Source organism: Variovorax sp. OK605 (assembly GCF_900115445.1).
Lineage (GTDB): Bacteria > Pseudomonadota > Gammaproteobacteria > Burkholderiales > Burkholderiaceae_C > Variovorax.
Map to the genome: position 1 here is coordinate 85,435 of NZ_FOWL01000017.1, position 25,754 is coordinate 111,188.

The window sequence follows — 25,754 nt, forward strand, 5'->3', positions numbered from 1 at the left end:
CTGTTGCGGCGCCGCGCCGAGCCTGACACCATGGCCGCATGCCATACCAACTCCATTACTGGCCCACCATCCAGGGCCGAGGCGAATTCGTGCGGCTCGCGCTTGAAGCGGCCGGCGCCGACTACGTCGACGTGGCGCGCCTGCCCGAGTCCAAGGGCGGCGGCGGGTCCGCGCTGGGCGAGCGGCTGGACGACCCGAACAACGCGCGCCCGGCGTTCGCGCCGCCGTTCCTGGTGGACGGCGACGTCGTGGTCGGGCAGACCGCCGCGATCCTGCTGTACCTGGGGCCGCGGCTCGGGCTGGCGGGCGTGGGCGAGTCCGACGGGCTGTGGACGCACCAGCTGCAACTGACCATTGCCGATGCGGTGGCCGAGGCGCACGACACGCACCACCCGATTTCCACCGGCGCCTATTACGAAGACCAGCGCGAGGCCGCAGAGCAGCGCGCGAAGGCCTTTCGCGACGAGCGCATTCCGAAGTTCCTGAACTGGTTCGAACGCATCCTGCAGCGCAACCCCGCGGGCAGCCTGCACCTGGTGGGCGACACGCTGACCTATGCGGACCTGTCGCTGTTCCAGCTGGTCGACGGGTTGCACTACGCCTTTCCCAAGGCCACCGCGCGGGCGCTGGCCGCAACGCCGGCGGTGGAGAAGCTGCACGACAACATCAAGCGCCGCCAGCGCGTGCGCGACTACCTGCAGAGCCCGCGGCGCATCGCGTTCAACGAAGACGGCATCTTCAGGCGCTACGCCGAGCTCGACGGCTAGCCGCGCGGCCCCTCACGCGACCAGCGCCGCCGCGTCTTTCCACGCGGGCAGCAGCACCAGCCCTTCGACCGTCACCGGCTTGCGTTGCGGGCCGAACAGGTAGCGGTGCGGCACGATGCCTTCGAGGTGGTGCAGCACGTCGGTGCGGTCGTCGATGAAGTGCGTGATGTGCAGCTGCCGGCAGTGGTCGGCCTTCTGCGGCCGCTGCAGGCAGAAGCGCAGGTTGTCGGGCGCCATGCCGGTGCGCTCGAAGAAGCGGTGGTGCCGAAGCCATGCGCGGCTCTTGGCCTGCACGCTGGGCCCGCATTTCGACACCAGCCACACGCGGCCTTCGAACTTGTCGACCAGCGGCGCCACGGCCTCGAACATGCCTTCGTAGGGTGGCGTGTCGAGCGCGTCCTGCAGCGAGCCTCCGATGAACGCGGTGTCGGCGCCGTCGGCGCGTTCGGCGGCGATGAGCACGCGGCCGATGTCGATGCCCAGGCGGGGGATGGGTTGCTTGTTCTTCATTTCTTGTTCCTCTTGTGTTGATGCAGCCGGATCGTAGAAACGAAGGCCATCATCGGGAACTACTGATATTGGATGTGCTATCCATAAAATGGATAGATGGACGTTCCACACATTCCACGCACCAACCTCGACGCGCTGCAGTCGTTCGCCGTGTTCGCCGACACGCTGAACTTCAGCGAATCGGCGCGCCTGCTGCACATCAGCCAGCCGGCGCTGCACGCCAAGGTGCGCAAGCTGTCGGAGCAGCTCGACGCCAAGCTGTACATGCGCGTGGGCAGCGCGCTCGAACTCACGCGTGCGGGCGAGCAGGTCGCGCGGCATGCGCGGGAGCTGTTGCTGCTCAACCAGCGCTTCACGAAGGGGCTGGCCGAGGGGCAGGACACGCCCGTCGTCACGCTGGCGGCGGGCGAGGGCGCTTACCTGTATCTGCTGGGCAAGGCGCTGTCGCAGTTCTCGGGGCCGGGCGCGTCGCCGCACCTGCAGCTGCTCACGCGCAACCGCGACGAGGCCATCCAGGCGGTGCGCGCGGGCCAGGCGCAGCTGGGCATTGCGCCGCTGGGCACGGTGCCGGCGGACCTGCATGCGGTGCGCCTCACGGTGGTGGGGCAGGTGCTGGTGGTGCCGCGCGCGCACGCGCTGGCGTCGCGCAAGGCGGTGCGCTTGCGCGACCTGAAGGGCGCGCAACTGATCGTGCCGCCGGCGGGACGGCCGCATCGCGAGCTGCTCGGGCGGCTGCTGCAGGCCGAGTCGGTGCCGTGGCAGCCGTCGCTCGAGGCCAACGGCTGGGAGCTGATGCTGCGCTTCGCCCAGCTGGGTTTCGGCCTGACGGTGGTCAACGCCTGCTGCCGCATTCCGAAGGGGCTGGCGGCGGTGCCGCTGCAGGGCTATCCGCCGCTCGAATACCACGTGTTCCACGCGGCCGACCGGCCTCCGTCCGCGCATGTGCAGCGCCTGTGGAACGCGCTGCTGGCGCACGCCGATCACTGGAAGACGACATGACACCCGAAGACACGAGCAAGTTCATCGCCTATGTGCTGCGGCACGCGCCGGAGTCCATCGGGCTGCGGCTCGACGCGCAGGGCTGGGCCGGCATCGACGCGCTGGTGGCGGGCGCGGTGGCCGGCGGGCGCGAGCTGGCGCGGGCGGACGTCGTGCGCGCGGTCGATTCGGGCACCAAGAAGCGCTACGAGCTGTCGGGCGACGGGCAGCGCATTCGCGCGCTGCAGGGCCATTCGACGCCGCAGGTCAGCCGCAGCTTCGAGGCAGTGGTGCCGCCGGCCGTGCTTTTTCACGGCACGGCGACGCGCTTTCTCGATGCGATCCGCGAACAGGGCCTGAAGCCGGGGTCACGCCAGCATGTGCACCTGTCCGCCGATGAGGCGACCGCGGTGCAGGTCGGGCAGCGCCATGGCAAGGCGCATGTGCTGCGGGTCGACGCGGCCCGCATGCATGCGCTGGGCCACGCGTTCCATCGCGCGGAAAACGGCGTGTGGCTGGCCGACGCCGTGCCGCCCGAATTCCTGTCGGGCTAGCTTTCTTCGTCAGCGCCGTTGCGGATGCGCAGCGCGGTTTCGTACAGCGTGTTGCGCGGCGCGCCGCTGATTTCGGCGGCCAGCTTCACGGCCGTTTTCACGGGCAGCTCGGCCAGCAGCAGGCGCAGCACGCGCTCGCCTTCGGCACCGTCGTTGCCGCTCACCGCCACGGGGTGCAGCACCAGCGCGAACTCGCCGCGCGTGCGGTCGCGGTCGGCGGCGAACCAGCCGGGCAGGGCGCTGGCCGCCACGGTCGCGATTTCCTCGAACTGCTTGGTGAGCTCGCGGCCCACGGTGACGCGGCGCTCGCCCAGCGTGGCCAGCGCGCGCGCCAGGGTCTCGATGCGGTGCGGCGCCTCCAGCAGCACCACGGCGCGCGGCTCCTGCGACAGGGCCTGCACGGCGGTGTCGCGCTCGCCGGCCTTGCTCGGCAGGAAGCCCGCGAAGACGAAGGCGCTGCTGGCGTTGCCGTCGCCGCCGTCGGCCACCAGGCCGGCCGCGCCCACCAGGGTGGTCACGGCGCTGGCGCCCGGCAGCGGCAGCACGCGCTGGCCGGCCGCGCGCACGGCCGCGGCCAGACGCGCGCCGGGGTCGCTCACGCCGGGCGTGCCGGCGTCGCTGACGTAGGCGACGCGCTCGCCCTGCGCGAGGCGCGCCACCACGGTCTGCGCGGCCTCGGCTTCGTTGTGCTGGTGCACCGCGAGCAGGCGCGAGCCGGGCCGGTCGATGCCGTAGGCGCGCAGCAGGGTCTGGGTGTGGCGCGTGTCCTCGCAGGCGATGGCGTCGACCAGTTGCAGCACATGCAGCGCGCGCAGCGTGATGTCGGCCAGGTTGCCGATCGGCGTGGCGACCACGTAAAGGGTGCCCTGCGGATAATGCTGCGCACCCGCGGCGTCGTGCGCGGCCGCGAGGGCGGCGCCGAAAGAAGCAGGGGCGAGTGAAGCCAAGAGGTTTCTCCGAGAGAACGAAAAGAAGATTGCAGGCAGGGAGCCATGAAGACCACCAGCACGACCACCGGTACCGCCGCCACCACCAAGCGGCGCGGCGATGCGGCCGAGGACGCCGCGCTCGCGCATCTGCAGGACGCCGGCCTCATGCCGCTGGCGCGCAATTATCGGACCCCCGGGCGCGGCGGCGGCGAGATCGACCTGATCATGCGGGATCCGCGGGGTTCTTCCGGCGGCACGCTGGTGTTCGTGGAGGTGCGCCAGCGCAGCACCGGCGCGCACGGCGGCGCGGGCGGCAGCATCACCGGGCCGAAGCAGCGGCGCATCGTGTTCGCCGCGCAGCATTACCTGAGCCGGCTGCGCACGGTGCCGCCGTGTCGATTCGACGTGGTGCTGGTCGAGGAGAAAATCACCTGGCTGCAGGGCGCGTTCGACGCGAGCTGATGCCCCCGCGTGGGGAGCTGAAGCCCTGGTTGCTGGCTCTACCACTCACACTTTTTGTTTCACAACCCCAGTTATCATCCCGCCTCATGCTCGAGCAACGGATTCAGCAGCACTTCATCGACAGTGCCGACCTCAAATACCAGACCGGCCCGGTCCTCAGCAAACCCATCTCTCAAGCGATGCAGGCCCTCTTGGCCTGCGTGACCAGCGGTGGCAAGGTGCTGGCCTGCGGCGCCGGCGTGTCCGGGCTGTTGGCGGCCCAGTTCGCCGCGCAGTTCGTGGGCCGCTTCGAGCGTGAACGGCCCGAGCTCGGCGCCATCGCGCTGCCCGGCGACCCCACCGACCCCGAAGCCGACAGTGCCGGCGCCATGGATTCCGACCGCTTCGCTCGCCAGGTGCGCGCGCTCGGCCAGGCCGGCGACGTGCTGCTGGCGCTCAGTGCCAGCGGGAAGTCGGCCGCGGTGCTGGCCGCGGTGACGGCCGCCCACGAGCGCGACATGACCGTGGTAGCGCTGCTGGGCAACGCGGTGTCGGGGCAGCCTCCGGCGCCCGGCGCTGGCCACAACGGTTCGGGCGGTGCCATCGGCCGCGCGCTGCGCGAAACCGACGTCCAGATCAACGTGCCGCACGAGCGTGCGGCGCGCATTCACGAAGTCCATCTGCTCGCGCTGCATTGCCTGTGCGACGGGGTGGACGCTCAGTTGCTCGGGGACCAGGACGTCTCGTGACGCGCCGCCTGTGTCCATGAAAAGAATCGCCATCGTCCAGTCCAATTACATCCCGTGGAAGGGCTACTTCGACCTGATCGCGATGGTCGACGAGTTCGTGCTCTTCGACGACATGCAGTACACGCGCCGCGACTGGCGCAACCGCAACCAGATCAAGACGCCGCAAGGTGTGCAATGGCTGACGGTGCCGGTGATCGTCAAAGGCAAGTACACGCAGAAGATCAAGGACACCGAAATCGACGGCACCGACTGGGCCGCGCTGCACTGGAAGGCGTTCGAGCAGAACTACCGCCGGGCTCCGCACTACGACGAGGTGGCGCAATGGCTGGCCCCGCTCTACCAATCGCCCGACCTGCCGGCCAACCTGTCGCAGCTCAACCGCCGCCTGATCGAGGCCGTGTGCGCCTACCTCGGCATCCACACGCGGATCACGAGCTCGTCCGACTACACGCTGGCCGACGGCAAGACCGAGCGCCTGGCCGACATCTGCGTGCAAGCTGCAGCGGACGAATACGTCTCGGGCCCCGCGGCGCGAGACTATGTCGACGAGACCGTCTTCGCCCAGCGCGGCGTTGCGCTGCGCTGGTTCGACTATGCGGGCTACCCCGCGTATCCGCAGTTGTGGGGGGAGTTCACGCACGGCGTGACGGTGCTCGACCTGTTGTTCAACTGCGGCAAAGAGGCCGCCGGCTTCATGAGGTATGTGAAGCCATGAAGCTGTCGATCGTCGCGACCCTGTACCAGTCCGAGCGTTACATCGCGGAGTTCTGCGCCCGCGCAGGCGCGGCGGCGCACGGCCTCGTGGGCGAAGACTACGAGATCGTGCTCGTCAACGACGGCTCGCCCGACCGGAGCCTGGAGGTGGCCGTGGAACTCACGGCGCGGGACAGCCACGTGGTGGTGGTCGACCTGTCGCGCAACTTCGGGCATCACAAAGCCATGATGACCGGGCTCGAAGCGTCGACCGGAGAGCGCGTGTTCCTGATCGACAGCGACCTCGAGGAGGAGCCCGAATGGCTCATCCCTTTCGCGCAAGCCATGCATGCAGACGGCAGCGACGTGGTCTTCGGCGTGCAGGACGCCCGAAAGGGCGGGGCGTTCGAACGCTTCACGGGCAGCGTCTTCTACAAATTGTTCCGCCTGCTGACGGGCATCGTGCAGCCCGACAATATCGTGACGGCGCGCCTGATGACCCGTCGCTACGTGGACGCGTTGCTGCTGCATCGCGAGCGCGAACTGAACATCGGCGGGCTCTGGATCATCACGGGCTTCCGCCAGACGCGCCGACAGGTCGAGAAGCACGCCACCAGCCCGACCACCTACTCGCTCTCGCGCAAGATCAGTCACCTGGTCAACGCGGTCACGTCGTTCAGCAGCCTGCCGCTGGTCTTCACCTTCTACTCGGGGCTGCTGATCTCGCTGTCTGCGGTGGTGTATATCCTGCACTTGCTGGCGCGTTATTTTTCGGCTTCGTCGCCCCCGGACGGGTACACATCCATCGTGGCGTCGATCTGGCTGTTCTCGGGGCTCATCATTTTTTTCATCGGCGTGCAGGGCATCTACATCGCCAAGATCTTCTCCGAGGTGAAGCAACGGCCCTATACCATCGTGCGCCAAATCCACGGTCGCAACCCGAACCCAGGGGACTCGCCATGACAGAGTCGACTTTGGGACCAGCGCCGACCAAGGCCTACGGCATCCTGCAACGCACGAGTGCCGACAACTTCATCGAAGAGGCGGTGGAGCAGGTTCGCGCACTGGGCTATGCCGTGCTCGACGCGGGTTTCACGGCGCAGGAGGTCGCGGCACTGTCGCGTGCGTTCGACAGCGTCTGCAAAGGCTATGCGCTGGCCCATGGCATCGATGAACTCAAGGCCATGGACGAACACAACAATGTGCGTCTCATGATGGCGCACGATGGCGCGTTTCTGCGTCTCGCGCTGAACGACAACCTGCTCGCGGCGGTGGGTCAACTCATCGCGGGCAAGTTCATCCTCAATCAGCAGAACGGCGTGGTCAACCCATCGCAGCAGGGCTACAACCAGGGCGCCTGGCATCGCGACCTGCCCTATCAGCACTTCGTCTCGTCGACGCCGCTGGCAATCAATGCGCTCTACTGCATCGACGACTTCACGGTGGAGAACGGTGCAACCTTCGTGTTGCCTGCCTCGCACAAGTCGGCGGCATTCGCTTCGCCTGCTCTCGTGCGCCGCAACGCGTTGCAAATCGAGGCGAAAGCCGGACAATTCATCCTCCTCGACTGCATGATGTTCCACGCCGGCGGTTACAACGCGAGCAGCCGGGTTCGACGTGCCGTCAATCACGTCTTCAATATCCCGTACTTCAAGCAGCAGATCCGCATCCCGGGCAACGTCGACGATTCCGGGCTTTCCGTCGCGGCGAAAGAGATCCTGGGATTCAGCTACCTGGAGCCGGCCACGGTGGCGGATTTTCTTGCGTCGCGCCTTCGCTGACGCGTGAGAGCCGCGTTGCGCATTGTTGTTCAGAACAGAGGTCTCCACATGGCGGTACTTCCTCCGGGAACCCTTCTTCAGTTGATGTACCTTGAAGAGCGGCTGCGGCAGCTTCCGCCGGGCCGATTCGTGGAGGTAGGTCCGGGTAGCGGTGAAATCACGCGCGTGCTGCTGGAGCGCGGATGGCAGGGGCGTTCCTATGACCTGGAGGGCCGAACCATCACCGCGCTGCGCGAGCGATTCGGCGAGCAGATCGCCGAGCGGCGCTTCGATGCACTCAACGAAGACTTCCTCGCAGCACAACCCGGCCCGGCCGATCAGGTCGATCTCGTGATCTCGTGCATGGTGATGGAACACATGGACGACGACGCGGAGTCGCGCTTCATGCGCGTTGCCGGGCGCGTGCTGAAGCCCTCCGGTCTGATGATCGGCCTAGTGCCGGGATCGCCTGCGCATTGGGGTATCGAGGACGACATCGCAGGACATTGCAGGCGCTACACGCAGGCCAGCGTCCGCACGCTGGCCCTTGCCAACCGGTGGAGCCTGATGCACATCGCCGGGTTGACGTTCCCGCTTTCGAATGCGCTGTTGCCGGTTTCCAACTTCCTCGTGCGCCGCAGTGAAAGCGCCAAGCTCGGCATGTCGGCACTCGAGCGCACCAAGGAGTCGGGCCGGCGCACGGTCAAGTTCAAGACGCATTTCCCGTCGATGCTAGGCCTGGTCCTGAACCGCGTGACGATGACGCCGGTACACCTCGTCCAGAAGCTGTTCTCGAAATCCGAGAAAGCGCTGGTCATCTATTTCGAGGCCAAGCCCTCGGCGGAGATCAAGCATGGTTGAAGTCGGCAACGCGGCGCTCCTTTCGGAGGTCGCCGGTTATTACTCCGACAAGCTCGAACAGCACGGCCAGAGTCCGCGCGGCGTCGACTGGAATGGCGAGGAGGGCCAGACGCTGCGCTTTCGCGAACTGTGCCGCGTCATCGACGCGTCGCGGCCGTTCTCGGTGACCGATCTCGGCTGCGGCTACGGCGCGCTGCACGACTTTCTCTCGGCCGAAGGCCGCGCCTTCGACTACCTCGGCGTGGACGTGTCGGGCAGCATGGTCGAAGCCGCGCGCGAGCGCCTGCAGGGCCGGGGAAACGCGAGGCTGCTGCAGGCCAGCGCACCCGACTGCGTGAACGACTACGGTATCGCCAGCGGTATCTTCAACGTGCGCTTCGGGCGTACCGATGCCGAGTGGCAAGCCTATGTGGAGCGCTCGCTCGACGAACTGGACCGCGCCAGCCGCCTCGGTTTTTCGTTCAATTGCCTGACCTCGTATTCCGACGCCGACCGGATGCGCCCCGATCTCTACTACGCCGACCCCGGCCGTCTGTTCGACCTGTGCAAGCGGCGCTATTCGCGCAATGTGGCGCTGCTGCACGACTACGGACTCTACGAATTCACGATGCTGGTGAGGAAGCAACCATGAGCAAGCGCCTTGTGATCTTCGGCGCCGGCGACATCGCGCAGCTCGCCCATCGCTATTTCAGTACCGACTCCGGCTACGAGGTCGCAGGATTCACGGTGGACGCGGCGTTCATCCGCGAGCCCGACTTCTGCGGGCTGCCGGTGGTCGCCTTCGAAGAAGTCGGGCAGCGCTTCCCGCCCGAAGACTTCGATGTGTTCGTGGCCTTGAGCTACGCCAAGCTGAACGCGGTGCGCAAGGAAAAATACCTGGCCGCCAAGGCCCTGGGCTACCGGCTGGCCAGCTACGTCAGCTCGGCCGCGACGCTGCTGAACGACGGCGCCATCGGCGAGAACTGCTTCATCCTCGAAGACAACACGATCCAGCCCTTCGCCCGCATCGGCAACAACGTCACGCTGTGGAGCGGCAACCACATCGGGCATCACTCGATCGTCGCGGACCACTGTTTCCTCGCCTCGCACGTGGTCGTCTCGGGCGGCGTGGAAATCGGCGAGCAGTGCTTCATCGGCGTCAATGCGACGCTCAGGGACCACATCAAGGTTGGCGAGCGCTGCGTCGTCGGGGCCGGCGCGCTGTTGCTGGCCGATGCGGCACCCGAAGGCGTCTACATCGGCCCCGCCACCGAGCGATCGAAGGTGCCCAGCACCAGGCTGCGGGGCATATGACGCAGTCCTGGCGAAAGCTCGGCCTGCTGTATGCCCCGCAGGGCGGGCAGCGGCATCCGAAGCTACTGACGCACGCTGCCAATCCGTTGCCGGTGCTGTTGGAAGGTGACGTCTATCGGGTGTTCTTCAGCGGCAGGGACGCGGTCAACCGCTCGTCGGTCGGCGCGGTCGACATCGACCTCGTGAAGCGCCGGGTGGTGCGCGAACACCACGCGCCGTTCTTCGAGCACGGGCCGGAGGGCTCTTTCTACGCCGACGGCGTGAGCATCGGCAATTGCTATGACACGCCTTCGGGCCGCTACATGCTGTTCATGGGTTGGCAGAACCCGCCCCACGCGCACTGGCGCGGGGAGGTGGGGCGGCTGCGCGTCGGTGCCGACCTCGGTCTCTCGCTCGATGGCAGCGGGCCGTTCATGCCGCTGGACGCCGTCGATGCCGTGAGCCTGTCCTACCCCTGGGTCATGCGCGACGATGCGGGTGCGGGCTACACCATGTGGTACGGCTCGACGCTGGATTGGGACGCAGGCAACGGCGAGATGGTGCATGTGATCAACGGGGCAAGTTCCACGGACGGCAACCACTGGCAGAAGACCGGCCTCGCCGTTCCTTTTGCCGTGGGCACGGCGCAGGCCTTTTCCCGGCCAACGGTGCTGCGCGACGCAGCGGGTTGGCGCATGTGGTTCTCTTACCGCAGCGGGGCCGGCGAAACCTACCGCATCGGCCATGCGACCAGCGCCGACGGACGTACCTGGCAGCTGCGTCTCGAAAACGCCGGCATCGACGTATCGAACGAAGGCTGGGATTCGGAAATGATCGAGTACCCCTTCGTCCTCGCGCACGGCGGCGAGTGCTACATGCTCTACAACGGCAACGGATACGGCCAGTCCGGCTTCGGCCTTGCCGTGCTCTCGGATGGCTGAGGCTTCCATGCCCGCGCGGCCCCGGACCCTGTTCGCCCAATTGCTGAGCTATGCCTTCGTGGGCCTGCTGAGCAACCTGGCCGGCTATCTGGTTTACCTGCTCATCACCTGGCTGGGTGCGGGCCCCAAGGTGACCATGACGCTGCTCTATGCCACCGGGGCCTGCATCGGCTTCTGGGGCAATCGCAGGATCACCTTCAGGCACGACGAGAAGGGCATGGCGGTGGGCGTGCGCTACCTCCTCGCGCACTGCGTGGGCTACACGATCAATTTCGTGCTTCTGTATGTGCTGGTCGACCGCATGGGGTACGCCCATCAGATTGCCCAGGCCTTTGCCATTTTTGTCGTCGCAGGATTTCTCTTCGTGGCCTTCAAGTATTTTGTGTTTCCCGTGCCGGCGACGGCTGCGCAGGCGCCTCGATGAAGCGCTGCCTGCACTGTGACGCCAGCTACGACAGCGGCCTGGCGCATTGCCCGGTCTGCGGGCGCGGCCCGGCCGAAGTCGACGGCTTCGTCGCCTATTCGCCGCAATTCGCGCGCGACGGCGGCGGCTTCAAGGCCGGCTACTACGCCGAGCTCGCGCGCCTCGAGGGCGCCAATTTCTGGTTTCGCGCGCGCAACGCGCTGATCCTCTGGGCCATCGGCAAGTACTGCGGGCGCTTCCAGTCGTTTCTGGAGATCGGCTGCGGCACCGCGTATGTGCTGTCCGGCGTGGCCGGCGCTTACCCGTCGGCCCGCTTGCGCGGCAGCGAGATCTTCGTTGCGGGCCTGGGCTTCGCGGCGCAGAGGCTGCCATCGGCCGAGTTCGTGCAGATGGATGCGCGCGAAATCCCGTTCCGCGAGGAGTTCGATGTGGTCGGCGCGTTCGACGTCATCGAACACATCGAGGAAGACGAACGCGTGCTGGTCCAGATGCATGCCGCGCTGAAGCCGGGCGGCTGCATCGTGATCACCGTGCCGCAGCATGCGTGGCTGTGGAGCGAGACCGACGAATACGCCTGCCATGTGCGGCGCTACAGCGCGAGCGAACTGCATCGCAAGATCGAAGCCGCGGGCTTCGAGATCGAACGCAGCACCTCGTTCGTGAGCGCGCTGCTGCCGGCGCTGATGGCGTCGCGCCTCGCGCGCAAGAAGTCCGCCGGCAAGGCCTTCGATCCGTTGGCGGAGTTCAACATTTCGCCCTGGCTCAACAAGGCGCTCGAAACAGTGCTGGCCGCCGAGCGCGCCTTGATCCGTCTGGGCATCAGCCTGCCGGTGGGCGGCTCGAGGCTGGTCGTGGCGCGCAAGCCGGCCGCCCGCTGACAAGCGATACCACGATGAAACATCTAAGCGACTGCTGCGTCGACCGCAACAACAACTTCAATCTTCTGCGGCTGATCGGCGCCTCGCTGGTGATCTTCGGCCACTCTTACGTAACCTACGGACCGCAAGGTACGCGGGACTGGATCAACGCCCACATACCGCCCGTGAGCGCGGGACAGCTCGGGGTGCAGATCTTCTTCGTGATCAGCGGCTTCCTGGTGTCGCAGAGCTTCGTGAACCGTCCGCACGTGTTCGAGTTTCTCGTGGCGCGGATGTTGCGCATATTTCCGGGGCTCATCGTCGCACTGGCCTTCACGGTGTTGCTCGGTGCATGGGTGACGACGCTGCCGTTGCGCGACTATGTGTCGGACCCGCGCGTGCACGACTACTTCTTCTACAACGCCGTGCTCGACCTGCGCTGGGGCTTGCCTGGGGTCTTCCTGGACAATTCGTTCCCGCAGGTGGTGAACGGCTCCCTCTGGACGCTGCCCAAGGAGTTTGCGCTGTACATGATCCTCATGGTTGCCGGGGCAGCAGGCGGTTTCGGTGCCCGTGCAGTCGCCAACCTGGTCTGTGCACTCGCGGTGGTGCTGCACCTTCAGCAGACAGGCACTTACCACCTGTCGGGCGGCGACATCAACGTCGACAGCGTGATGTTCTGCTTTCTCATCGGTGTGCTGTTCTTCGTGAACCGCGATTACATCGTGGTGTCGTTGCGAGTCGCGATCGTCGCGATACTTGCCGCCGTGGCCTGCGTCAAGTTCGACTACCACAGCTTCGTGGCGCTCCAGGTGTGCATCGCCTATTGCGTGATGGTGCTGGCCTACCACCGCTGGCTCCAGCTCCCGATGTTCCGCAAGACGGACTATTCGTACGGGCTCTACATCTATGCCTTTCCGGTGCAGCAGGCGCTCGCGCAGTCGGGTGTTGTGCATCGGTTCGGCCTTTATGTGCTCGCGTGTTTGCTGCTGATCTTGCCGCTGGCGGTGTTTTCGTGGCACGTCGTGGAGAAGCCCGCCATGCGCCTGCGTGACCGTCTGCGCCGCAGGTTGACCGCGCCCGTTGCGAAAGTGCAGACCTGATGCGCCGTCTCGCTGTCGCACCTGAGGCGGCCGCCTTCTTGTTGATCGTCGGCGCCTTCGTGGCGGCTGAGTTGTGGATCGGGGCGCGTGCCTTTTCGCTCGCGCTGTGTCTTTTTGCGCTGCTGGCGGCAGGCGTCCAGACGCTGGCGGGCGCGCTGGTGTTGCGTGCCGGCGGCATGGAAGGTATCGAGGCACGATGGCCGGCCGCCTATTGCGTGGGCTTTGTCTGCCTCGCGCTGCCGATGTACGCGTTGACCTCGCTGTTCACGATCTCGGCGCTGGCGGCATTCGGGGTCTGCTCGGCGCTCGTGTTGCTCGCACAGCTCATCGCTGGCGACCGCAGGGGCGCGCCGCGGCCAGAGCGCCGCTTCGACGTGCTGGTGGCGTTGCTTCTCACGCTCGCGATCGCGGTGCTCACGCGGGAACCGGTCGCGTCGGCGCACACTCTCGCGACGACGGGCGCACTGCCGATCTGGAGCGACTTCTTCCTGCACGGGGTGACCATCTCATCGTTCGGCGGCCCGTTCGCGAGCGGCATCGACATGGAGCTTCCGGGCGTGGCGCGGGTCTTCTATCACTACGCGCCGTTCCTCATCCCCGCGGCGTTCCAGCCGGTGTCGGGCCTGACCGGGCTGGCGCTCTCGACGTCGGTGCTGCTGCCCATGGGCGTGCTGACGGCGGCCTTGGGTTGCTATGCATTCGCCGTGCAACTCGGCGGGCGGGCCGCAGGGGTGCTGGCCGTGTCCGTTGTCGCGGCAGTGCCTGCGTATCGCGTGCCGCTGCACTCGGGGTGGCTCGACTTCTACTGGATGCTGCTCACGGCGCCCGGTGTCGGCTACGCGATCGGTATGGCGATGGTCGTTGGCGCGGTCGCGCTGCTGTACGTCGAGCGCGGCGGGGCGCGGGCATTCGTGTTCGGGGCGCTGCTGTCGCTGTCGATCATCCTGGTGCGGGTGCACTTTTTCATGCTGCTGGCGCCGGCTCTGGCGCTGTATGTCGGCCTGCGCCATCGTTGGGCCTACGGCCGCGCGACGCGCATCGGCGCGGGCCTCGTGCTGCTGGCGGTCGTGGCCGCGGCGCTGGCGTCGCCGGGGTTGCGGGCTGCGTTCATGGCGCATGCCGATCCTTTCCAGTACCTGGACTTCGCGCTCAGGTACACGCAGTTCCGTGGGCATGCGCTGTCGCTGGCGGCCGAACCATCGGCAGCCATGCTGGTCGTGAAGACCGCGCTCGCACTGGTGGCGGTGCTGGGCGCGTACGCGCTGCTGTATCCGCTGCTGGCCGGTGCGGCGGCGTTGCGCTTCGGGTGGCGGCGCTCCGATCTGCTGGCAGCCTTCATGGTGCTCACCTTCGTGGCGCTGATGCTGTTGGCGCCGACGGCGGGCAACGGTGACTTCACGGAATACAAGCATCGCCACTTTCCGCTGCTCTATGTGATCGTTGCGGTGTTCACCGTGGTCCATGCGTGGCGCCTGGCCGCCGGCGCGCGCGCCGACTCGACGGCGTTCCGGCACGGGGCTTTCGTGCTGTCCCTGGCCCTGCTGGCGGCGGCGGCGCTGGCCGGCCGAGGGCTCAACCCCGCAAAGCCCGATGTCGTCGCCATGCCTTGGGGCGGCGATTTCCATGACCAACACGTGGCTCCGGGTCTGATCGACGCCGCCCGTTTCATGCGCGCGCAATCGCAGGTCGGTGACGTGATGGCCTTGGGTGGTGACGCCGTCAACGGGCAAAGCCGCGTGATCGTCGATTTGATCTCGCTCACCGACATCCCAGCTTTTCTCGCCCGCGCCGAACTGCGCACGCTGAGGGGCGGCTGCGTGGCGCGCACGGTCGCGATGCGCACCGACGCGCTCGGGCAGATCGCGCGGGCTGCGAACTGGCCCGAAGCGCGTGGCCTGTTGCGGGACAATGCAATTCGCTGGTTCGTCGTGCCGGCCGGTGAGACGGTGGCGTGGGACCCGTTGCGGCAAGCCGCCGTGCACTCCGGCGGGGGCATGTCGGTCTACGATGCCGGGCCGCGCGCGCCGGAAGCGCTCCCGCCCACCGAGCCCTGCCGATAGACCCGACGTCACCCGCAAGCCTGCACGGACCGACCATGAAAAAAGACCACATCCCGTTCAACTGGCCCCATATGACGGGCAAGGAGCTCTACTACATCGCGGAGGCGCACTTCAACGGGCGCCTGGCCGGCGACGGGCCCTTCACCGCGCGTTGCCATCGATGGATCGAGGAGCGCACGGCGTGCCGCAAGGCGCTGCTCACGCACTCGTGCACGGCCGCGCTGGAGATGATCGCGCTGCTGATGGACATCCAGCACGGCGACGAAATCATCATGCCGTCCTACACCTTCGTGTCGACGGCCAATGCCTTCGTGCTGCGCGGCGGCGTGCCGGTGTTCGTCGACATCCGCGCCGACACGCTGAACCTGGACGAATCGCTCATCGAAGCCGCCATCACGCCGCGCACGCGCGGCATCGCGGTGGTCCACTACGCGGGCGTGGCCTGCGAGATGGACACCATCATGGCCATCGCCGAACGCCACGGCCTCATGGTCGTCGAGGACGCGGCGCAGGGCGTGATGGCCACCTACAAGGGGCGTGCGCTCGGCAGCATCGGGCAGATGGGCGCCTACAGCTTCCACGAAACCAAGAACGTCATCTCGGGCGAGGGCGGGGCACTGCTTGTCAACGACCCCGCGTTGAGCCTGCGGGCCGAGATCATCCGCGAAAAGGGCACCGACCGCAGCCGCTTTTTCCGCGGCGAGGTCGACAAATACACCTGGCAGGAAGTGGGCTCGTCGTTCCTGCCGGGCGAGCTGATCGCGGCCTTCCTGTGGGCACAATTCGAAGAGGCCGAGCGCATCACCGAGGTGCGGCTCGCGGCCTGGCGGCGCTATCACGAGCTGCTCGAGGAGCTCGAGACGCAAGGCGTGCTGCGGCGTCCCGTCGTGCCTGAAGAGTGCCGCCACAACGCGCACATGTACTACGTGGTGCTCGCGCCCGGCATCGACCGGCAACGCGTGCTGGAGCGGTTCCGCGCGGCGGGCGTGTCGTCGGTGTTCCACTACGTGCCGTTGCACTCGTCGCCGGCGGGGCTGCGCTACGGACGCGCGCACGGCGATCTGGAGGTGACCGTGCGGCAGTCCGAGAGCCTGTTGCGCCTGCCGCTGTGGGTCGGGCTGACCGAAGCGCAGCAGGACACGGCGATCTCGGTGCTACGCAGCGCCGTGACCGATGACACGAGGTAACAGGCTGGCGAAATCGCTGGGCTAAACTTGCCGCAGTCCGCGCCAGAACTTCCGCGCCACGGGCCACTCCATAGCCTACTCGACCTGTTTGCCCAACGCAGCGGGCTCGCAGACCGCCTGCCCCGTCCATCCAATCCAGGAAGCTTGTTCATGACCATGACGACGACACCCACCCAACGTTTCGCCATTGCACTCACCCTCGGCACCGCACTGCTCGCCGGCCTCTCGGCCTGCGTGCCGCTCGTGGTGGGCGGCGCCGCGGTGGTGGGCGTGGGCATGGTGGCGACCGACCGCCGCAGCTCGGGCGCCCAGCTGGACGACCAGGGCATCGAGCTGCGCGCCGCGGCCCGCGTGCGCGACATCGCCAACGACAACATGTACGTGAGCGTCACCAGCTTCAACCGCCAGGTGCTGCTGACCGGCGCCGTGGGCAGCGATGCCGACCGCCGCCGCGTCGAGGACGAGGTGAGCCGCATCGTGAACGTGCGCTCGGTGGTGAACGAACTCACCGTGGGCGCCTCGAGCACCTTCCAGGACCGCTCGAACGACCTCTACGTCACCGGCAAGATCAAGGCCTCGCTGCTCGACGCCAAGGACATCTTCGCGAACTCGTTCAAGGTGGTGACCGAGCGCGGCACGGTCTACCTGATGGGCATCGCCACGCGGCGCGAAACCGATCGCGCCACTGAGATCACGCGCGGCGTGTCGGGCGTGGTGAAGGTGGTGCGCGTGGTCGAGGTGGTGTCCGAAGCCGACCTGGCGGCCAGCCAGGCCGCGAACCAGGCCGCCGCGCAGCGCGGCGGGCAGGGCCCGGCGCCGGTGACGTCGGCCTCGCCGTCGACGTCATCGTCGTCGTCTTCTTCTTCCTCGTCGCGCGTGCCGCTGCCGCCGATGGAGCCGCTGCCCGCGAGCGGCGCGACCACGTCGCCGATCCGCTGAAGACGCCGTATTGAAGGCGTTGAATTGAAAAAGCCCGCATCAGCGGGCTTTTTTCATTTGAGCCGGGTGATCAGGCTCGAGGTGTCCCAGCGCCTTCCGCCGGACTGCTGCACGTCGGCATAGAACTGGTCGACCAGCGCCGTGACCGGCACGCGCGCGCCGTTGCGCTTGGCTTCGTCGAGCACCAGGCCCAGGTCCTTGCGCATCCAGTCGACCGCGAAACCGTAGTCGAACTTGCCTTCGATCATGGTCTTGCCGCGGTTTTCCATCTGCCAGCTCTGGGCCGCGCCCTTGCTGATGACGCCCAGCACGGCTTCCATGTCGAGGCCGGCGCGCTGGCCGAAGGCGATGGCTTCCGACAGGCCCTGCACCAGGCCCGCGATGGCGATCTGGTTGACCATCTTGGCGAGCTGGCCGGCGCCGCTCTCGCCCAGCAGCGTGACCGCGCGCGAGAACGCCATGGCCACGGGCTTGATGCGTTCGAACACGGCCGCGTCGCCGCCGCACATGACGGTGAGCGCGCCGTTCTGCGCGCCAGCCTGGCCGCCCGAGACGGGGGCGTCGATGAAGTGCAGGCCCAGCGCCTGCGCCGCCTTCGACAGCTCGCGGGCCACGTCGGCCGAAGCGGTGGTGTGGTCGACGAAGGCCGCGCCCTTCTTCATGCCGGCGAAGGCGCCGTCGTCGCCCAGCACCACGGAGCGCAGGTCGTCGTCGTTGCCGACGCAGCAGAACACGATGTCCGCGCCGGCCGCGGCTTCGCGCGGCGTGGGCGCATGGCGCCCGGGGGCGCCGAACTCGGCGGCCCAGGCCTGCGCCTTGGCGGGCGAGCGGTTGTAGACCGTGACGGTGTGGCCGGCCTTGGCCAGGTGGCCGGCCATGGGGCCGCCCATGACGCCGAGGCCGAGGAAGGCCACGGTCTGCGCCGGGACGGATTCGTAGGTGCGGGTGTTGATGCTGCTCATGGGGCGACAGCTTAAAGCCATTCCGCGACAGGTGCGATAGGCTCAAACCTGTACGTGAACGTACATGTTTGGCTAGACTTGCCGCACCATGACCGCCGCGAACCCCGCCAGGACCATCACCGTGCGCGATGCCGCGGCGCGGCTCGGCGTGACCCCGCGCACGCTCAAGTACTACGAGGAACTGGGCATCGTGGTGCCGGTGCGCAGCGAAGGCGGCTACCGGCTGTACGAGCAGGCCGACCTCGACAAGCTGGCGCGCGCGCTGCGCATGCGTTCATTGGGGTTCTCGCTGACGGTCGTCACGGCCATGCTGCAGCAGCCGGTGGACGCAGCGCCGCCCGACGGCGGCCGTCCGCGGCTGTCGAACACCTCGCTCAAGGCCTTGCGCGGAACGCTGAGCGAACAGCTCGGCACGCTCGACGCGCGCGTGGCCCAGGTGCGCCGCGAGCTCAAGGAAGCCGCGGCGCTGCAGGCGCAGCTGCGGCGCGACCTCGGCTACGTGGAGCGCCGCCTGGCCGGCGAACCGGTGGAGGAGGCGCTGGAGCAGCGCCGCAAGGAGAGGCCGGCACCATGAACCCGCCGGCCCTGGCGTGGCTCCGGCGCGGCCATCGCGATCCTGGCGGCAGCGTCGCCGTGGCGCTGCTGCCCTGGGCCATCGGCCTCGTCACGGCCATCGACTACTTCGACAACGCGCTGTTCGCCTTCTTCGCCAGCTACATCGCCGGCGGCGTCAACGCCTCGCCCGACGAGCTGGTGTGGGCCTCCAGCGCCTACGCGCTGGGCGCGGTGCTCGGCATCCTGCACCAGCACGCGTGGATCGAGCGGCTGGGCTACCGCCGCTACCTGGCCATCTGCATGTTCGCCTTCGCCGCGGGCGGCTTGGGCGCGGCGCTGTGCGACAGCTCGATGCAGCTGACCGCGGCGCGTGCCGTGCAGGGCTACTTCGTCGGGCCGATGCTGGGCGCCTGCCGCATCCTGATCCAGATCGGCATTCCGCCCGCGCGCCGCGCCAAGGCGCTGAAGGCGTTCATGGTGCTCATCGTTTTCGGCGGCGCGCTGGCGCCCATTGCGGGCGCTTTTCTTGTCACTAATTTCGACTGGCGCTGGCTGTTCGCCAGCACCGCGCCGGTGGCAGCGCTCATCGGCCTGCTGGTGCTGTGGACGCTGCCCGACATCGGCGACGTGGCGCCGCACGAGCGCACCGAGCCGCACTACGTCGCGTACATGGTGTTCGCGCTCGCGCAGGCCGCGCTGCAGGTGGTGCTCACGCGCTCGCACTTCGAGCTCTTCACGGGCTCGCCCGCGCTCATCGGGCTGACGCTGGCCGGCGTGGGCGGGCTCGCGTGGTTCGGCTGGCAGCAGTGGCGGCACCCGGCGCCGCTGGTGCGGCTGCATGCGCTGCGCAGCGCGCCGTTTCGCGTGGGGCTGGCGCTGTACGTCGTCTATTACTACCTGTCGACCGGCTTCAGCTACCTGCTGCCGCGGCTGATGGAAGGCGGGCTGGGCTTCACGGTGGGCAGTACCGGCTACTTCACGGGCGCGGTGTCGCTCGCCACGGGGCTGCTGGTGTTCGTGTACCTGAAGTACTCGGCGCGGCTGGCGCGCAAGAAGTGGCTCATCGTCACCGGCTTCGGCATTGCGGCGCTGGCGGCGTGGTGGCTGTCGCGGGTCACGCCGCAGGTGGGGCGCGAGGCCCTGCTGGGGCCGCTGCTGCTGCGCGGGTTGCTGATGCTGTTCGTGGTGCTCCCGGTGGCCAACCTCACCTTCAAGCCCTTCGCGGCCGAGGAGTTCGCGCACGGCTACCGGCTGAAGAACCTCGTGCGGCAGCTCGCGATTTCGTTCGCGACCTCCACCGTGATCGCGCTGCAGCAGCACCGGCTGGCGCTGCACGAGGTGCGGCTGAGCGAGTCGGCCAACCCGGCGAACGCGAGCTTCATGCAGGCGCTGGACTCATTGACCCACGGCTTCGTTGCGGCGGGCCATGCGGCGGGCGAGGCGCATGCCATGGCGCTGGGCACGCTCTGGCGCACGCTGGAGCAGCAGGCCACCTTCATGGCCTCGCTGGACGGGTTCACCGCGATGGCGGTGCTGGCGCTGGCGGCGGGGGTGTTCGCCGCCTGGCAGAAGACGATCGACTGATCACGCCACCGCGCGATCCGATCAGACGATGGCGAAGTGCTCCGTGCCCGCCGACAGGTCGGTGCTGCGGGCGCGCTGGCTGTTCAGCTTGATCTGCAGGCGCAGGTCGTTCGCAGAGTCGGCGTTGCGGATGGCGTCGTCGAAGCTGATCGAGTGGCCCTCGAACAGGTCGAACAGCGCCTGGTCGAAGGTCTGCATGCCCAGGTTGCGGCTCTTCTTCATGATTTCCTTGATCTCGCCCACCTCGCCCTTGAAGATGAGGTCGGAAATCAGCGGCGTGTTCAGCAGCACTTCCACGGCGGCCACGCGGCCCTGGCCGTCTTCGGTGGGCACCAGCCGCTGCGACACCAGCGAGCGCAGGTTCAGCGACAGGTCCATCAGCAACTGCGCGCGGCGCTCTTCGGGGAAGAAGTTGATGATCCGGTCCAGCGCCTGGTTGGCGCTGTTGGCGTGCAGCGTGGCCATGCACAGGTGACCGGTCTCGGCGAAGGCCACGGCGTGCTCCATGGTTTCGCGGTCGCGGATTTCGCCCATCAGGATCACGTCGGGCGCCTGGCGCAGCGTGTTCTTCAGCGCCGCTTCCCAGCTGTCGGTGTCGATGCCCACTTCGCGCTGCGTGATCACGCAGTTCTTGTGCGGGTGCACGAATTCGACCGGGTCTTCCACCGTCACGATGTGGCCGAAGGAGTTCTCGTTGCGCCAGTCGATCATGGCCGCCAGCGTGGTCGACTTGCCCGAGCCCGTGGCGCCCACCATGATGGTGAGGCCGCGCTTGGTCATGGCCACTTCCTTGAGCACCTGCGGCATGCCCAGGCCGTCGATGGTCGGCAGCTTGGCGGGAATGGTCCGCAGCACCATGCCGACCTTGCCCTGCTGCACGAACGCGTTCACGCGGAAGCGGCCGATGCCGGTGGGCGAGATCGCGAAGTTGCATTCCTTGGTGCGCTCGAACTCCGCCGTCTGGCGGTCGTTCATGACCGAGCGCGTGAGCGCCAGCGTGTGCTGCGCGCCCAGCGCCTGCTGCGACACCTTGGTGACCTTGCCGTCGACCTTGATGGCCGGCGGAAAGTCGGCCGTGATGAACAGGTCGCTGCCGCTGCGGCTCACCATGAGCTTGAGCAGGTCGTTGATGAACTGGCTGGCTTGATCGCGTTCCATGATGTCGGTGCTCCGGAGGGCTGGGTCAGCCAGGGAAGTTTTCTGGGATCTTTGCCTTGCCGCGGGCTTCGGCAGCCGAGATGGTGTTGCGGCGCACCAGTTCCGTCAGGTTCTGGTCGAGCGTCTGCATGCCCTGGCCCTGGCCGGTCTGGATGGTGGAGTACATCTGCGCCACCTTGGCTTCGCGGATCAGGTTGCGGATGGCCGGCGTGCCCAGCATGATCTCGTGCGCCGCCACGCGGCCCTGGCCGTCCTTGGTCTTGCACAGCGTCTGCGAGATGACGGCCTGCAGCGACTCCGACAGCATGGCTCGGATCATTTCCTTTTCCTCGCCCGGGAACACGTCGATGATCCGGTCGATGGTCTTGGCGGCCGACGACGTGTGCAGCGTGCCGAACACCAGGTGGCCCGTTTCGGCCGCGGTCATCGCGAGGCGGATGGTTTCCAGGTCGCGCAACTCGCCCACCAGGATGGCGTCCGGGTCTTCGCGCAGCGCGGAGCGCAGCGCGTTGGAGAACGACAGCGTCATCGGGCCGACTTCACGCTGGTTGATCAGGCACTTCTTCGACTCGTGCACGAACTCGATCGGGTCTTCCACCGTAAGGATGTGGCCGTACTCGTTTTCGTTGAGGTAGTTGACCATGGCGGCGAGCGTGGTCGACTTGCCCGAGCCCGTGGGGCCGGTCACCAGCACCAGGCCGCGCGGCTTGAGCGCGAGTTCGCCGAAAATCTTCGGTGCGTTGAGTTGCTCCAGCGTCAGGATCTTCGAAGGAATGGTCCGGAACACCGCGGCCGCGCCGCGCGCCTGGTTGAAGGCGTTCACGCGGAAGCGCGCCAGGCCGTCGATCTCGAACGAGAAGTCGACCTCCAGGAACTCTTCGTAGTGCTTGCGGTGCGTGTCGCTCATGATGTCGTACACCATGGCGTGCACGCCCTTGTGATCGAGCGCATCGACGTTGATGCGGCGCACGTCGCCGTTGACGCGGATCATGGGCGGAAGACCTGCGGAAAGGTGCAGGTCGGAGGCTTTGTTCTTGACGCTGAACGCCAGCAATTGGGTGATGTCCACAGGGCTCCTCGGCTCGGGTGCGGTGACGTTTTGATACGATTTTGGACGATTATGACGATGATTGGCGACGACCTCCAGCATGTAAACAACCGGATCGCGAAGGCATGTGTAACGGCCGGGCGCAACGCGGGCGAGGTGCGGCTGCTGGCGGTGTCCAAGACCTTCGGGCCGGACGCCGTGCGCGAGGCGCATGCGGCGGGCCAGTCGGCCTTCGGCGAGAACTACGTGCAGGAGGGGCTGGACAAGATCGAGGCGCTGGCCGATCTGCGCGCCACCCTCGAGTGGCACTGCATCGGCCCCCTGCAAAGCAACAAGACGCGGCCCGTGGCCGAGCAGTTCGACTGGGTCCACAGCGTCGACCGGCTGAAGATCGCCGAGCGTCTGTCGGCCCAGCGGCCGGCGCAGCTGGCGCCGCTCAATGTATGCCTTCAGGTTAATGTGGACGGCGGCCCCAACAAGTCGGGCGTGCCGCCGGAAGAGGCCGTGGCGCTGGCGCTTGCTGTGGCGGCTTTGCCACAGCTTCGGCTGCGCGGGCTCATGGCCATCCCCGAACCGGCCGAAAGCTTCGATGCGCAGCGCGAACTGTTCCTGCGCGCGCATGCGGTCTACCGGTCGATTGGCGAGGCGGGCATCGCGCTCGACACGCTCTCGCTGGGCATGAGCGCCGACCTCGAGGCGGCCATCAGCGCGGGCAGCACGATGGTGCGGGTGGGCACGGCGATCTTCGGCGGGCGGGCGCGCAAACCGGCCTGATCCCCCGATCGGCCCAATCGGCTCGACTGGCCTGAAGGGAGCTGTGCGTCGTCAGATGCCCAGCGGGAGCCGCGCGCTGCTCTTCACTTCTTCCATCACCGCATAGGTGCGCGTCTCGCGCACGCCGGGCAACTGCCACAGCACCGTGCCGGCGAACTCGCGGTAGGCGGCCATGTCGGCCATGCGGGTCTTGAGCAGGTAGTCGAAGCCGCCCGCGACCATGTGGCATTCCATGATCTCGTCGCGCACGTGCACGGCCGCCTTGAACTGGTCGAACACGTTGGGCGTGGTGCGGTCCAGCAGCACCTCGACGAACACCGTGAAGCCGCGGCTGAGCTTGTGCGGATCGAGCCGCGCCTCGTAGCCGAGGATGAACCCGTCGCGCGTGAGCCGCTGCACCCGCGCCAGCACCGCCGTGGGCGACAGCGCCACCGCCTCGGCCAGCTTGAGGTTGGTGATGCGGCCGTCTTCCTGAAGGATCTTCAGAAGCCGGAGATCGATGCGGTCCAGGTCGAGCATTGGAGGATTATCCGGCTCGGTCATCGAATCGCGGCGGAAGATGCGGGCTATGGAGGACGGCCATAGGAGATAGAACCAAGGAAATGCCCTTGGCCTACCCTTTGCCGGACGGATCGCACAAACCGCGTGGCCGGCCTTTGCGCGTCAGCGGATGACGCTCGGCGTTGGAGCTTCCGTTTGCGCTCGCGCCTGCGCTTGTGCCGCTGCCCGGCGGTTCATGTAGTCGGCCGCCACCTGGCGATAGCCGGGCTGCGCGGGGTCCGCGCCGGCTTCCCCGTTCTGCATGGCCGCGAGGCCCGACTGGATCCACAGGCGGGTGTCGGCGGCCACCGCGGCGCGCGTGTGGGCCGAGACCACGACGGGCTGCTGCGAAATGCCGTCGGTGTAGCCCTGCGTGGGCGCGGCCTTCAGCCACTGCCGGGCGTCGGCCTCGACGGCGGCGCGCGTGGCCGTCGAGGTCGTCGCCACCGGGCGCGGATCGCCTTCGGCGTAGTTGCCGGCGAAGCTGGGCGCTGCGGTGGCGCCCAGCAGGGTTGCCGATGCGGCGGCGGCGAGAAGGCGGGCGGCGGACGGTTGCGGGGTCATTCGTGAACTCCTTGAAGTGGGTGGCTGTGCCTGGTTGGTGAGCCCACTCTACGAAGCGCATCCGCCGGATCGATAACCCGCCGATGACGGTTTTGTCATGTGCCACAAGCCGCGCCACGACACCCGCCACGACACCCGCCCCGGTGACCCGAAACACCGCGTCCCAACTTCTCTTGCATAACCGCCAGCGCGGCGCGCATAAGCCATGGCGCGCCGCGCGCGAGAGGTCTATCGTTGCGGCCATCCGTTCAACCTAGGGATCTCTCATGAGCGAAAAACTCTCCTTCGTCAACCCGACCGCCAACAGCCCGTGGGGCACGTATCTCTCGCAGGTCGACCGTGTCGTGCCGTACCTCGGCCCGCTGGCCCGCTGGGTCGAAACCCTCAAGCGCCCCAAGCGCGCGCTGATCGTCGACGTGCCGATCGAGATGGACGACGGCACCATCGCCCACTACGAGGGCTACCGCGTGCAGCACAACATGAGCCGCGGCCCGGGCAAGGGCGGCGTGCGCTTCCACCCCGACGTCACGCTCGAGGAAGTGATGGCCCTGTCGGCCTGGATGACCATCAAGACCGCGGCGGTGAACCTGCCCTACGGCGGCGCCAAGGGCGGCATCCGCGTCGACCCCAAGAAGCTGTCGCAGAACGAGCTCGAGAAGATCACCCGCCGCTACACCAGCGAGATCGGCATCATCATCGGCCCGCACACCGACATTCCCGCGCCCGACGTCAACACCAACGGCCAGATCATGGCGTGGATGATGGACACGTACTCGATGAACACCGGCGGCACCGCCACCGGCGTCGTCACCGGCAAGCCGCTGCACCTGGGCGGCTCCCTGGGCCGCGTGAAGGCCACCGGCCGCGGCGTGTTCGTCACCGGCCGTGAAGCGGCGCGGCGCCTGGGCATGGACCTGCGCGGCGCGCGCATCGCGGTGCAGGGCTTCGGCAACGTGGGCTCGGTCGCGGCCGAGCTGTTCGCGGAAGCGGGCGCGAAGATCGTCGCGGTGCAGGACCACACCGGCACCATCGTCAACAGCAACGGCCTCGACCTGGCCAAGCTGATCCCCGTGGCCAACAAGGACGGCGTGGTTGCCTTCAAGGCCGGCGGCGACATCGTGCCGAACGAGGACTTCTGGAACGTCGAATGCGACATCCTGATCCCGGCCGCGCTGGAAGGCCAGATCACCGCCGAGCGCGCGCAGAAGACCACCGCCAAGCTGGTGCTCGAAGGCGCCAACGGCCCCACCGTGCCGCAGGCCGACGACATCCTCGCCGAGCGCGGCGTGCTGGTCGTGCCCGACGTGATCTGCAACGCCGGCGGCGTGACGGTGAGCTACTTCGAGTGGGTGCAGGACTTCTCGTCGTTCTTCTGGGACGAGGACGAGATCAACGTGCGCCTGGACCGCATCATGATGAATGCGCTCAACCAGATCTGGGACACCGCGGACAAGCACAGGATCACGCTGCGCACGGCGACGTATGCGGTGGCGTGCGAGCGCATCCTGATGGCGCGCCAGGAGCGCGGTCTGTACCCCTGAGCC

29 protein-coding genes are annotated in these 25,754 nt (G+C 67.4%); 22 read left to right on the forward strand and 7 right to left on the reverse strand.

Annotation, left to right across the window (positions count from 1 at the left end):
* Nucleotides 1-38: 38 nt before the first annotated feature.
* A complete protein-coding gene (locus BM013_RS32245; RefSeq protein ID WP_093132732.1) occupies nt 39-767 on the forward strand; it encodes a glutathione S-transferase in 729 nt (242 codons plus the stop codon).
* Nucleotides 768-779: 12 nt separating this feature from the next.
* Here the strand turns inward: BM013_RS32245 and BM013_RS32250 are convergent, their stop codons facing one another.
* Nucleotides 780-1,277, reverse strand: coding sequence for a hypothetical protein (locus tag BM013_RS32250; protein WP_093132733.1), 498 nt, complete (start codon nt 1,275-1,277; stop codon nt 780-782).
* A 96-nt stretch (nt 1,278-1,373) separates the two neighbouring features.
* Here BM013_RS32250 and BM013_RS32255 point away from each other — a divergent pair, with 96 nt between their 5' ends.
* Entirely contained in the window at nt 1,374-2,276 is a 903-nt protein-coding gene (locus BM013_RS32255; RefSeq protein WP_093132735.1) for a LysR family transcriptional regulator, read from the forward strand.
* A complete protein-coding gene (locus tag BM013_RS32260; protein ID WP_093132737.1) occupies nt 2,273-2,809 on the forward strand; it encodes an RNA 2'-phosphotransferase in 537 nt (178 codons plus the stop codon). The genes BM013_RS32255 and BM013_RS32260 overlap by 4 nt, the downstream gene beginning before the upstream one ends.
* Here BM013_RS32260 and rsmI read toward each other — a convergent pair.
* On the reverse strand, nt 2,806-3,756 hold the full coding sequence (gene rsmI, locus BM013_RS32265) for a 16S rRNA (cytidine(1402)-2'-O)-methyltransferase (RefSeq protein ID WP_093132739.1): 951 nt from the start codon (nt 3,754-3,756) through the stop codon (nt 2,806-2,808). The genes BM013_RS32260 and rsmI overlap by 4 nt on opposite strands.
* Before the next feature lie 45 nt (nt 3,757-3,801).
* Here rsmI and BM013_RS32270 point away from each other — a divergent pair, with 45 nt between their 5' ends.
* From BM013_RS32270 to BM013_RS32340, 15 genes are all read left to right on the forward strand, one after another.
* A complete protein-coding gene (locus tag BM013_RS32270; protein WP_093132741.1) occupies nt 3,802-4,200 on the forward strand; it encodes a YraN family protein in 399 nt (132 codons plus the stop codon).
* Between the two features lie 86 nt (nt 4,201-4,286).
* On the forward strand, nt 4,287-4,928 hold the full coding sequence (locus BM013_RS32275) for an SIS domain-containing protein (protein WP_093132743.1): 642 nt from the start codon (nt 4,287-4,289) through the stop codon (nt 4,926-4,928).
* Nucleotides 4,929-4,944: 16 nt separating this feature from the next.
* Nucleotides 4,945-5,643, forward strand: coding sequence for a WbqC family protein (locus BM013_RS32280; protein WP_093132745.1), 699 nt, complete (start codon nt 4,945-4,947; stop codon nt 5,641-5,643).
* Nucleotides 5,640-6,584, forward strand: coding sequence for a glycosyltransferase family 2 protein (locus tag BM013_RS32285; RefSeq protein WP_093132747.1), 945 nt, complete (start codon nt 5,640-5,642; stop codon nt 6,582-6,584). Before BM013_RS32280 ends, BM013_RS32285 begins: the two co-directional genes overlap by 4 nt.
* The gene (locus BM013_RS32290; RefSeq protein WP_256221806.1) at nt 6,581-7,402 is read left to right on the forward strand and encodes a phytanoyl-CoA dioxygenase family protein; all 822 of its coding nucleotides are present in this window, start codon (nt 6,581-6,583) and stop codon (nt 7,400-7,402) included. The genes BM013_RS32285 and BM013_RS32290 overlap by 4 nt, the downstream gene beginning before the upstream one ends.
* Nucleotides 7,403-7,450: 48 nt before the next feature.
* Nucleotides 7,451-8,242, forward strand: a complete 792-nt coding sequence (locus tag BM013_RS32295; RefSeq protein ID WP_093132749.1) for a class I SAM-dependent methyltransferase — start codon at nt 7,451-7,453, stop codon at nt 8,240-8,242.
* The gene (locus BM013_RS32300; protein WP_093132750.1) at nt 8,235-8,873 is read left to right on the forward strand and encodes a class I SAM-dependent methyltransferase; all 639 of its coding nucleotides are present in this window, start codon (nt 8,235-8,237) and stop codon (nt 8,871-8,873) included. Before BM013_RS32295 ends, BM013_RS32300 begins: the two co-directional genes overlap by 8 nt.
* Nucleotides 8,870-9,535 carry an acetyltransferase gene (locus BM013_RS32305; protein WP_093132752.1) on the forward strand — a complete coding sequence of 222 codons (666 nt, stop codon included), beginning with the start codon at nt 8,870-8,872 and terminating at the stop codon, nt 9,533-9,535. Before BM013_RS32300 ends, BM013_RS32305 begins: the two co-directional genes overlap by 4 nt.
* Nucleotides 9,532-10,455: a glycoside hydrolase family protein gene (locus BM013_RS32310; protein WP_093132754.1), complete on the forward strand. Its 924-nt coding sequence runs from the start codon at nt 9,532-9,534 to the stop codon at nt 10,453-10,455. Before BM013_RS32305 ends, BM013_RS32310 begins: the two co-directional genes overlap by 4 nt.
* A gap of 7 nt (nt 10,456-10,462) precedes the next feature.
* Nucleotides 10,463-10,879, forward strand: a complete 417-nt coding sequence (locus tag BM013_RS32315) for a GtrA family protein (RefSeq protein WP_093132756.1) — start codon at nt 10,463-10,465, stop codon at nt 10,877-10,879.
* Nucleotides 10,876-11,757 (forward strand): class I SAM-dependent methyltransferase, encoded by an 882-nt coding sequence (locus BM013_RS32320; RefSeq protein WP_093132758.1) that lies wholly within the window; start codon nt 10,876-10,878, stop codon nt 11,755-11,757. The genes BM013_RS32315 and BM013_RS32320 overlap by 4 nt, the downstream gene beginning before the upstream one ends.
* A 14-nt stretch (nt 11,758-11,771) precedes the next feature.
* Nucleotides 11,772-12,839 carry an acyltransferase family protein gene (locus BM013_RS32325; protein ID WP_093132760.1) on the forward strand — a complete coding sequence of 356 codons (1,068 nt, stop codon included), beginning with the start codon at nt 11,772-11,774 and terminating at the stop codon, nt 12,837-12,839.
* Nucleotides 12,840-12,877: 38 nt separating this feature from the next.
* Nucleotides 12,878-14,899 carry a hypothetical protein gene (locus BM013_RS32330; RefSeq protein ID WP_143098429.1) on the forward strand — a complete coding sequence of 674 codons (2,022 nt, stop codon included), beginning with the start codon at nt 12,878-12,880 and terminating at the stop codon, nt 14,897-14,899.
* 35 nt (nt 14,900-14,934) lie between these two features.
* Nucleotides 14,935-16,086 carry a dTDP-4-amino-4,6-dideoxygalactose transaminase gene (rffA, locus tag BM013_RS32335; protein WP_093132764.1) on the forward strand — a complete coding sequence of 384 codons (1,152 nt, stop codon included), beginning with the start codon at nt 14,935-14,937 and terminating at the stop codon, nt 16,084-16,086.
* Nucleotides 16,087-16,236: 150 nt separating this feature from the next.
* A complete protein-coding gene (locus BM013_RS32340) occupies nt 16,237-17,025 on the forward strand; it encodes a BON domain-containing protein (protein WP_093132766.1) in 789 nt (262 codons plus the stop codon).
* Between the two features lie 53 nt (nt 17,026-17,078).
* Here the strand turns inward: BM013_RS32340 and BM013_RS32345 are convergent, their stop codons facing one another.
* Complete coding sequence (locus BM013_RS32345; protein ID WP_093132768.1) at nt 17,079-17,987, reverse strand: NAD(P)-dependent oxidoreductase; 909 nt, start codon at nt 17,985-17,987, stop codon at nt 17,079-17,081.
* 88 nt (nt 17,988-18,075) lie between these two features.
* Between BM013_RS32345 and BM013_RS32350 the strand changes: the two genes are divergently transcribed.
* Both BM013_RS32350 and BM013_RS32355 read left to right on the forward strand, forming a co-directional pair.
* On the forward strand, nt 18,076-18,561 hold the full coding sequence (locus tag BM013_RS32350) for a MerR family transcriptional regulator (protein WP_093132770.1): 486 nt from the start codon (nt 18,076-18,078) through the stop codon (nt 18,559-18,561).
* Entirely contained in the window at nt 18,558-20,126 is a 1,569-nt protein-coding gene (locus tag BM013_RS32355; RefSeq protein ID WP_093132772.1) for an MFS transporter, read from the forward strand. The genes BM013_RS32350 and BM013_RS32355 overlap by 4 nt, the downstream gene beginning before the upstream one ends.
* Nucleotides 20,127-20,147: 21 nt before the next feature.
* Here the strand turns inward: BM013_RS32355 and BM013_RS32360 are convergent, their stop codons facing one another.
* Both BM013_RS32360 and BM013_RS32365 read right to left on the reverse strand, forming a co-directional pair.
* Nucleotides 20,148-21,284: a PilT/PilU family type 4a pilus ATPase gene (locus BM013_RS32360; protein ID WP_093132774.1), complete on the reverse strand. Its 1,137-nt coding sequence runs from the start codon at nt 21,282-21,284 to the stop codon at nt 20,148-20,150.
* A gap of 25 nt (nt 21,285-21,309) precedes the next feature.
* A complete protein-coding gene (locus tag BM013_RS32365; protein WP_093132776.1) occupies nt 21,310-22,353 on the reverse strand; it encodes a type IV pilus twitching motility protein PilT in 1,044 nt (347 codons plus the stop codon).
* Nucleotides 22,354-22,404: 51 nt separating this feature from the next.
* Between BM013_RS32365 and BM013_RS32370 the strand changes: the two genes are divergently transcribed.
* On the forward strand, nt 22,405-23,106 hold the full coding sequence (locus BM013_RS32370) for a YggS family pyridoxal phosphate-dependent enzyme (RefSeq protein WP_093132779.1): 702 nt from the start codon (nt 22,405-22,407) through the stop codon (nt 23,104-23,106).
* A 51-nt stretch (nt 23,107-23,157) separates the two neighbouring features.
* Here BM013_RS32370 and BM013_RS32375 read toward each other — a convergent pair whose 3' ends face one another.
* Both BM013_RS32375 and BM013_RS32380 read right to left on the reverse strand, forming a co-directional pair.
* Nucleotides 23,158-23,625 (reverse strand): Lrp/AsnC ligand binding domain-containing protein, encoded by a 468-nt coding sequence (locus BM013_RS32375; protein WP_093132781.1) that lies wholly within the window; start codon nt 23,623-23,625, stop codon nt 23,158-23,160.
* A gap of 144 nt (nt 23,626-23,769) precedes the next feature.
* Complete coding sequence (locus tag BM013_RS32380; RefSeq protein WP_093132783.1) at nt 23,770-24,210, reverse strand: hypothetical protein; 441 nt, start codon at nt 24,208-24,210, stop codon at nt 23,770-23,772.
* Between the two features lie 266 nt (nt 24,211-24,476).
* Between BM013_RS32380 and BM013_RS32385 the strand changes: the two genes are divergently transcribed.
* Nucleotides 24,477-25,751: a Glu/Leu/Phe/Val family dehydrogenase gene (locus BM013_RS32385; RefSeq protein ID WP_093132785.1), complete on the forward strand. Its 1,275-nt coding sequence runs from the start codon at nt 24,477-24,479 to the stop codon at nt 25,749-25,751.
* The last annotated feature ends 3 nt before the right edge of the window (nt 25,752-25,754 follow it).

Bases quoted from the DNA above. Each gene is read 5' to 3' on its own strand.
- BM013_RS32245 (WP_093132732.1), top strand. From the start codon at position 39: ATGCCATACCAACTCCATTACTGGCCCACCATCCAGGGCCGAGGCGAA.
- BM013_RS32250 (WP_093132733.1), bottom strand. From the start codon at position 1,277: ATGAAGAACAAGCAACCCATCCCCCGCCTGGGCATCGACATCGGCCGC.
- BM013_RS32255 (WP_093132735.1), top strand. From the start codon at position 1,374: ATGGACGTTCCACACATTCCACGCACCAACCTCGACGCGCTGCAGTCG.
- BM013_RS32260 (WP_093132737.1), top strand. From the start codon at position 2,273: ATGACACCCGAAGACACGAGCAAGTTCATCGCCTATGTGCTGCGGCAC.
- BM013_RS32270 (WP_093132741.1), top strand. From the start codon at position 3,802: ATGAAGACCACCAGCACGACCACCGGTACCGCCGCCACCACCAAGCGG.
- BM013_RS32275 (WP_093132743.1), top strand. From the start codon at position 4,287: ATGCTCGAGCAACGGATTCAGCAGCACTTCATCGACAGTGCCGACCTC.
- BM013_RS32280 (WP_093132745.1), top strand. From the start codon at position 4,945: ATGAAAAGAATCGCCATCGTCCAGTCCAATTACATCCCGTGGAAGGGC.
- BM013_RS32285 (WP_093132747.1), top strand. From the start codon at position 5,640: ATGAAGCTGTCGATCGTCGCGACCCTGTACCAGTCCGAGCGTTACATC.
- BM013_RS32290 (WP_256221806.1), top strand. From the start codon at position 6,581: ATGACAGAGTCGACTTTGGGACCAGCGCCGACCAAGGCCTACGGCATC.
- BM013_RS32295 (WP_093132749.1), top strand. From the start codon at position 7,451: ATGGCGGTACTTCCTCCGGGAACCCTTCTTCAGTTGATGTACCTTGAA.
- BM013_RS32300 (WP_093132750.1), top strand. From the start codon at position 8,235: ATGGTTGAAGTCGGCAACGCGGCGCTCCTTTCGGAGGTCGCCGGTTAT.
- BM013_RS32305 (WP_093132752.1), top strand. From the start codon at position 8,870: ATGAGCAAGCGCCTTGTGATCTTCGGCGCCGGCGACATCGCGCAGCTC.
- BM013_RS32310 (WP_093132754.1), top strand. From the start codon at position 9,532: ATGACGCAGTCCTGGCGAAAGCTCGGCCTGCTGTATGCCCCGCAGGGC.
- BM013_RS32315 (WP_093132756.1), top strand. From the start codon at position 10,463: ATGCCCGCGCGGCCCCGGACCCTGTTCGCCCAATTGCTGAGCTATGCC.
- BM013_RS32320 (WP_093132758.1), top strand. From the start codon at position 10,876: ATGAAGCGCTGCCTGCACTGTGACGCCAGCTACGACAGCGGCCTGGCG.
- BM013_RS32325 (WP_093132760.1), top strand. From the start codon at position 11,772: ATGAAACATCTAAGCGACTGCTGCGTCGACCGCAACAACAACTTCAAT.
- rffA (WP_093132764.1), top strand. From the start codon at position 14,935: ATGAAAAAAGACCACATCCCGTTCAACTGGCCCCATATGACGGGCAAG.
- BM013_RS32340 (WP_093132766.1), top strand. From the start codon at position 16,237: ATGACCATGACGACGACACCCACCCAACGTTTCGCCATTGCACTCACC.
- BM013_RS32345 (WP_093132768.1), bottom strand. From the start codon at position 17,987: ATGAGCAGCATCAACACCCGCACCTACGAATCCGTCCCGGCGCAGACC.
- BM013_RS32350 (WP_093132770.1), top strand. From the start codon at position 18,076: ATGACCGCCGCGAACCCCGCCAGGACCATCACCGTGCGCGATGCCGCG.
- BM013_RS32355 (WP_093132772.1), top strand. From the start codon at position 18,558: ATGAACCCGCCGGCCCTGGCGTGGCTCCGGCGCGGCCATCGCGATCCT.
- BM013_RS32360 (WP_093132774.1), bottom strand. From the start codon at position 21,284: ATGGAACGCGATCAAGCCAGCCAGTTCATCAACGACCTGCTCAAGCTC.
- BM013_RS32370 (WP_093132779.1), top strand. From the start codon at position 22,405: ATGACGATGATTGGCGACGACCTCCAGCATGTAAACAACCGGATCGCG.
- BM013_RS32375 (WP_093132781.1), bottom strand. From the start codon at position 23,625: ATGCTCGACCTGGACCGCATCGATCTCCGGCTTCTGAAGATCCTTCAG.
- BM013_RS32380 (WP_093132783.1), bottom strand. From the start codon at position 24,210: ATGACCCCGCAACCGTCCGCCGCCCGCCTTCTCGCCGCCGCCGCATCG.
- BM013_RS32385 (WP_093132785.1), top strand. From the start codon at position 24,477: ATGAGCGAAAAACTCTCCTTCGTCAACCCGACCGCCAACAGCCCGTGG.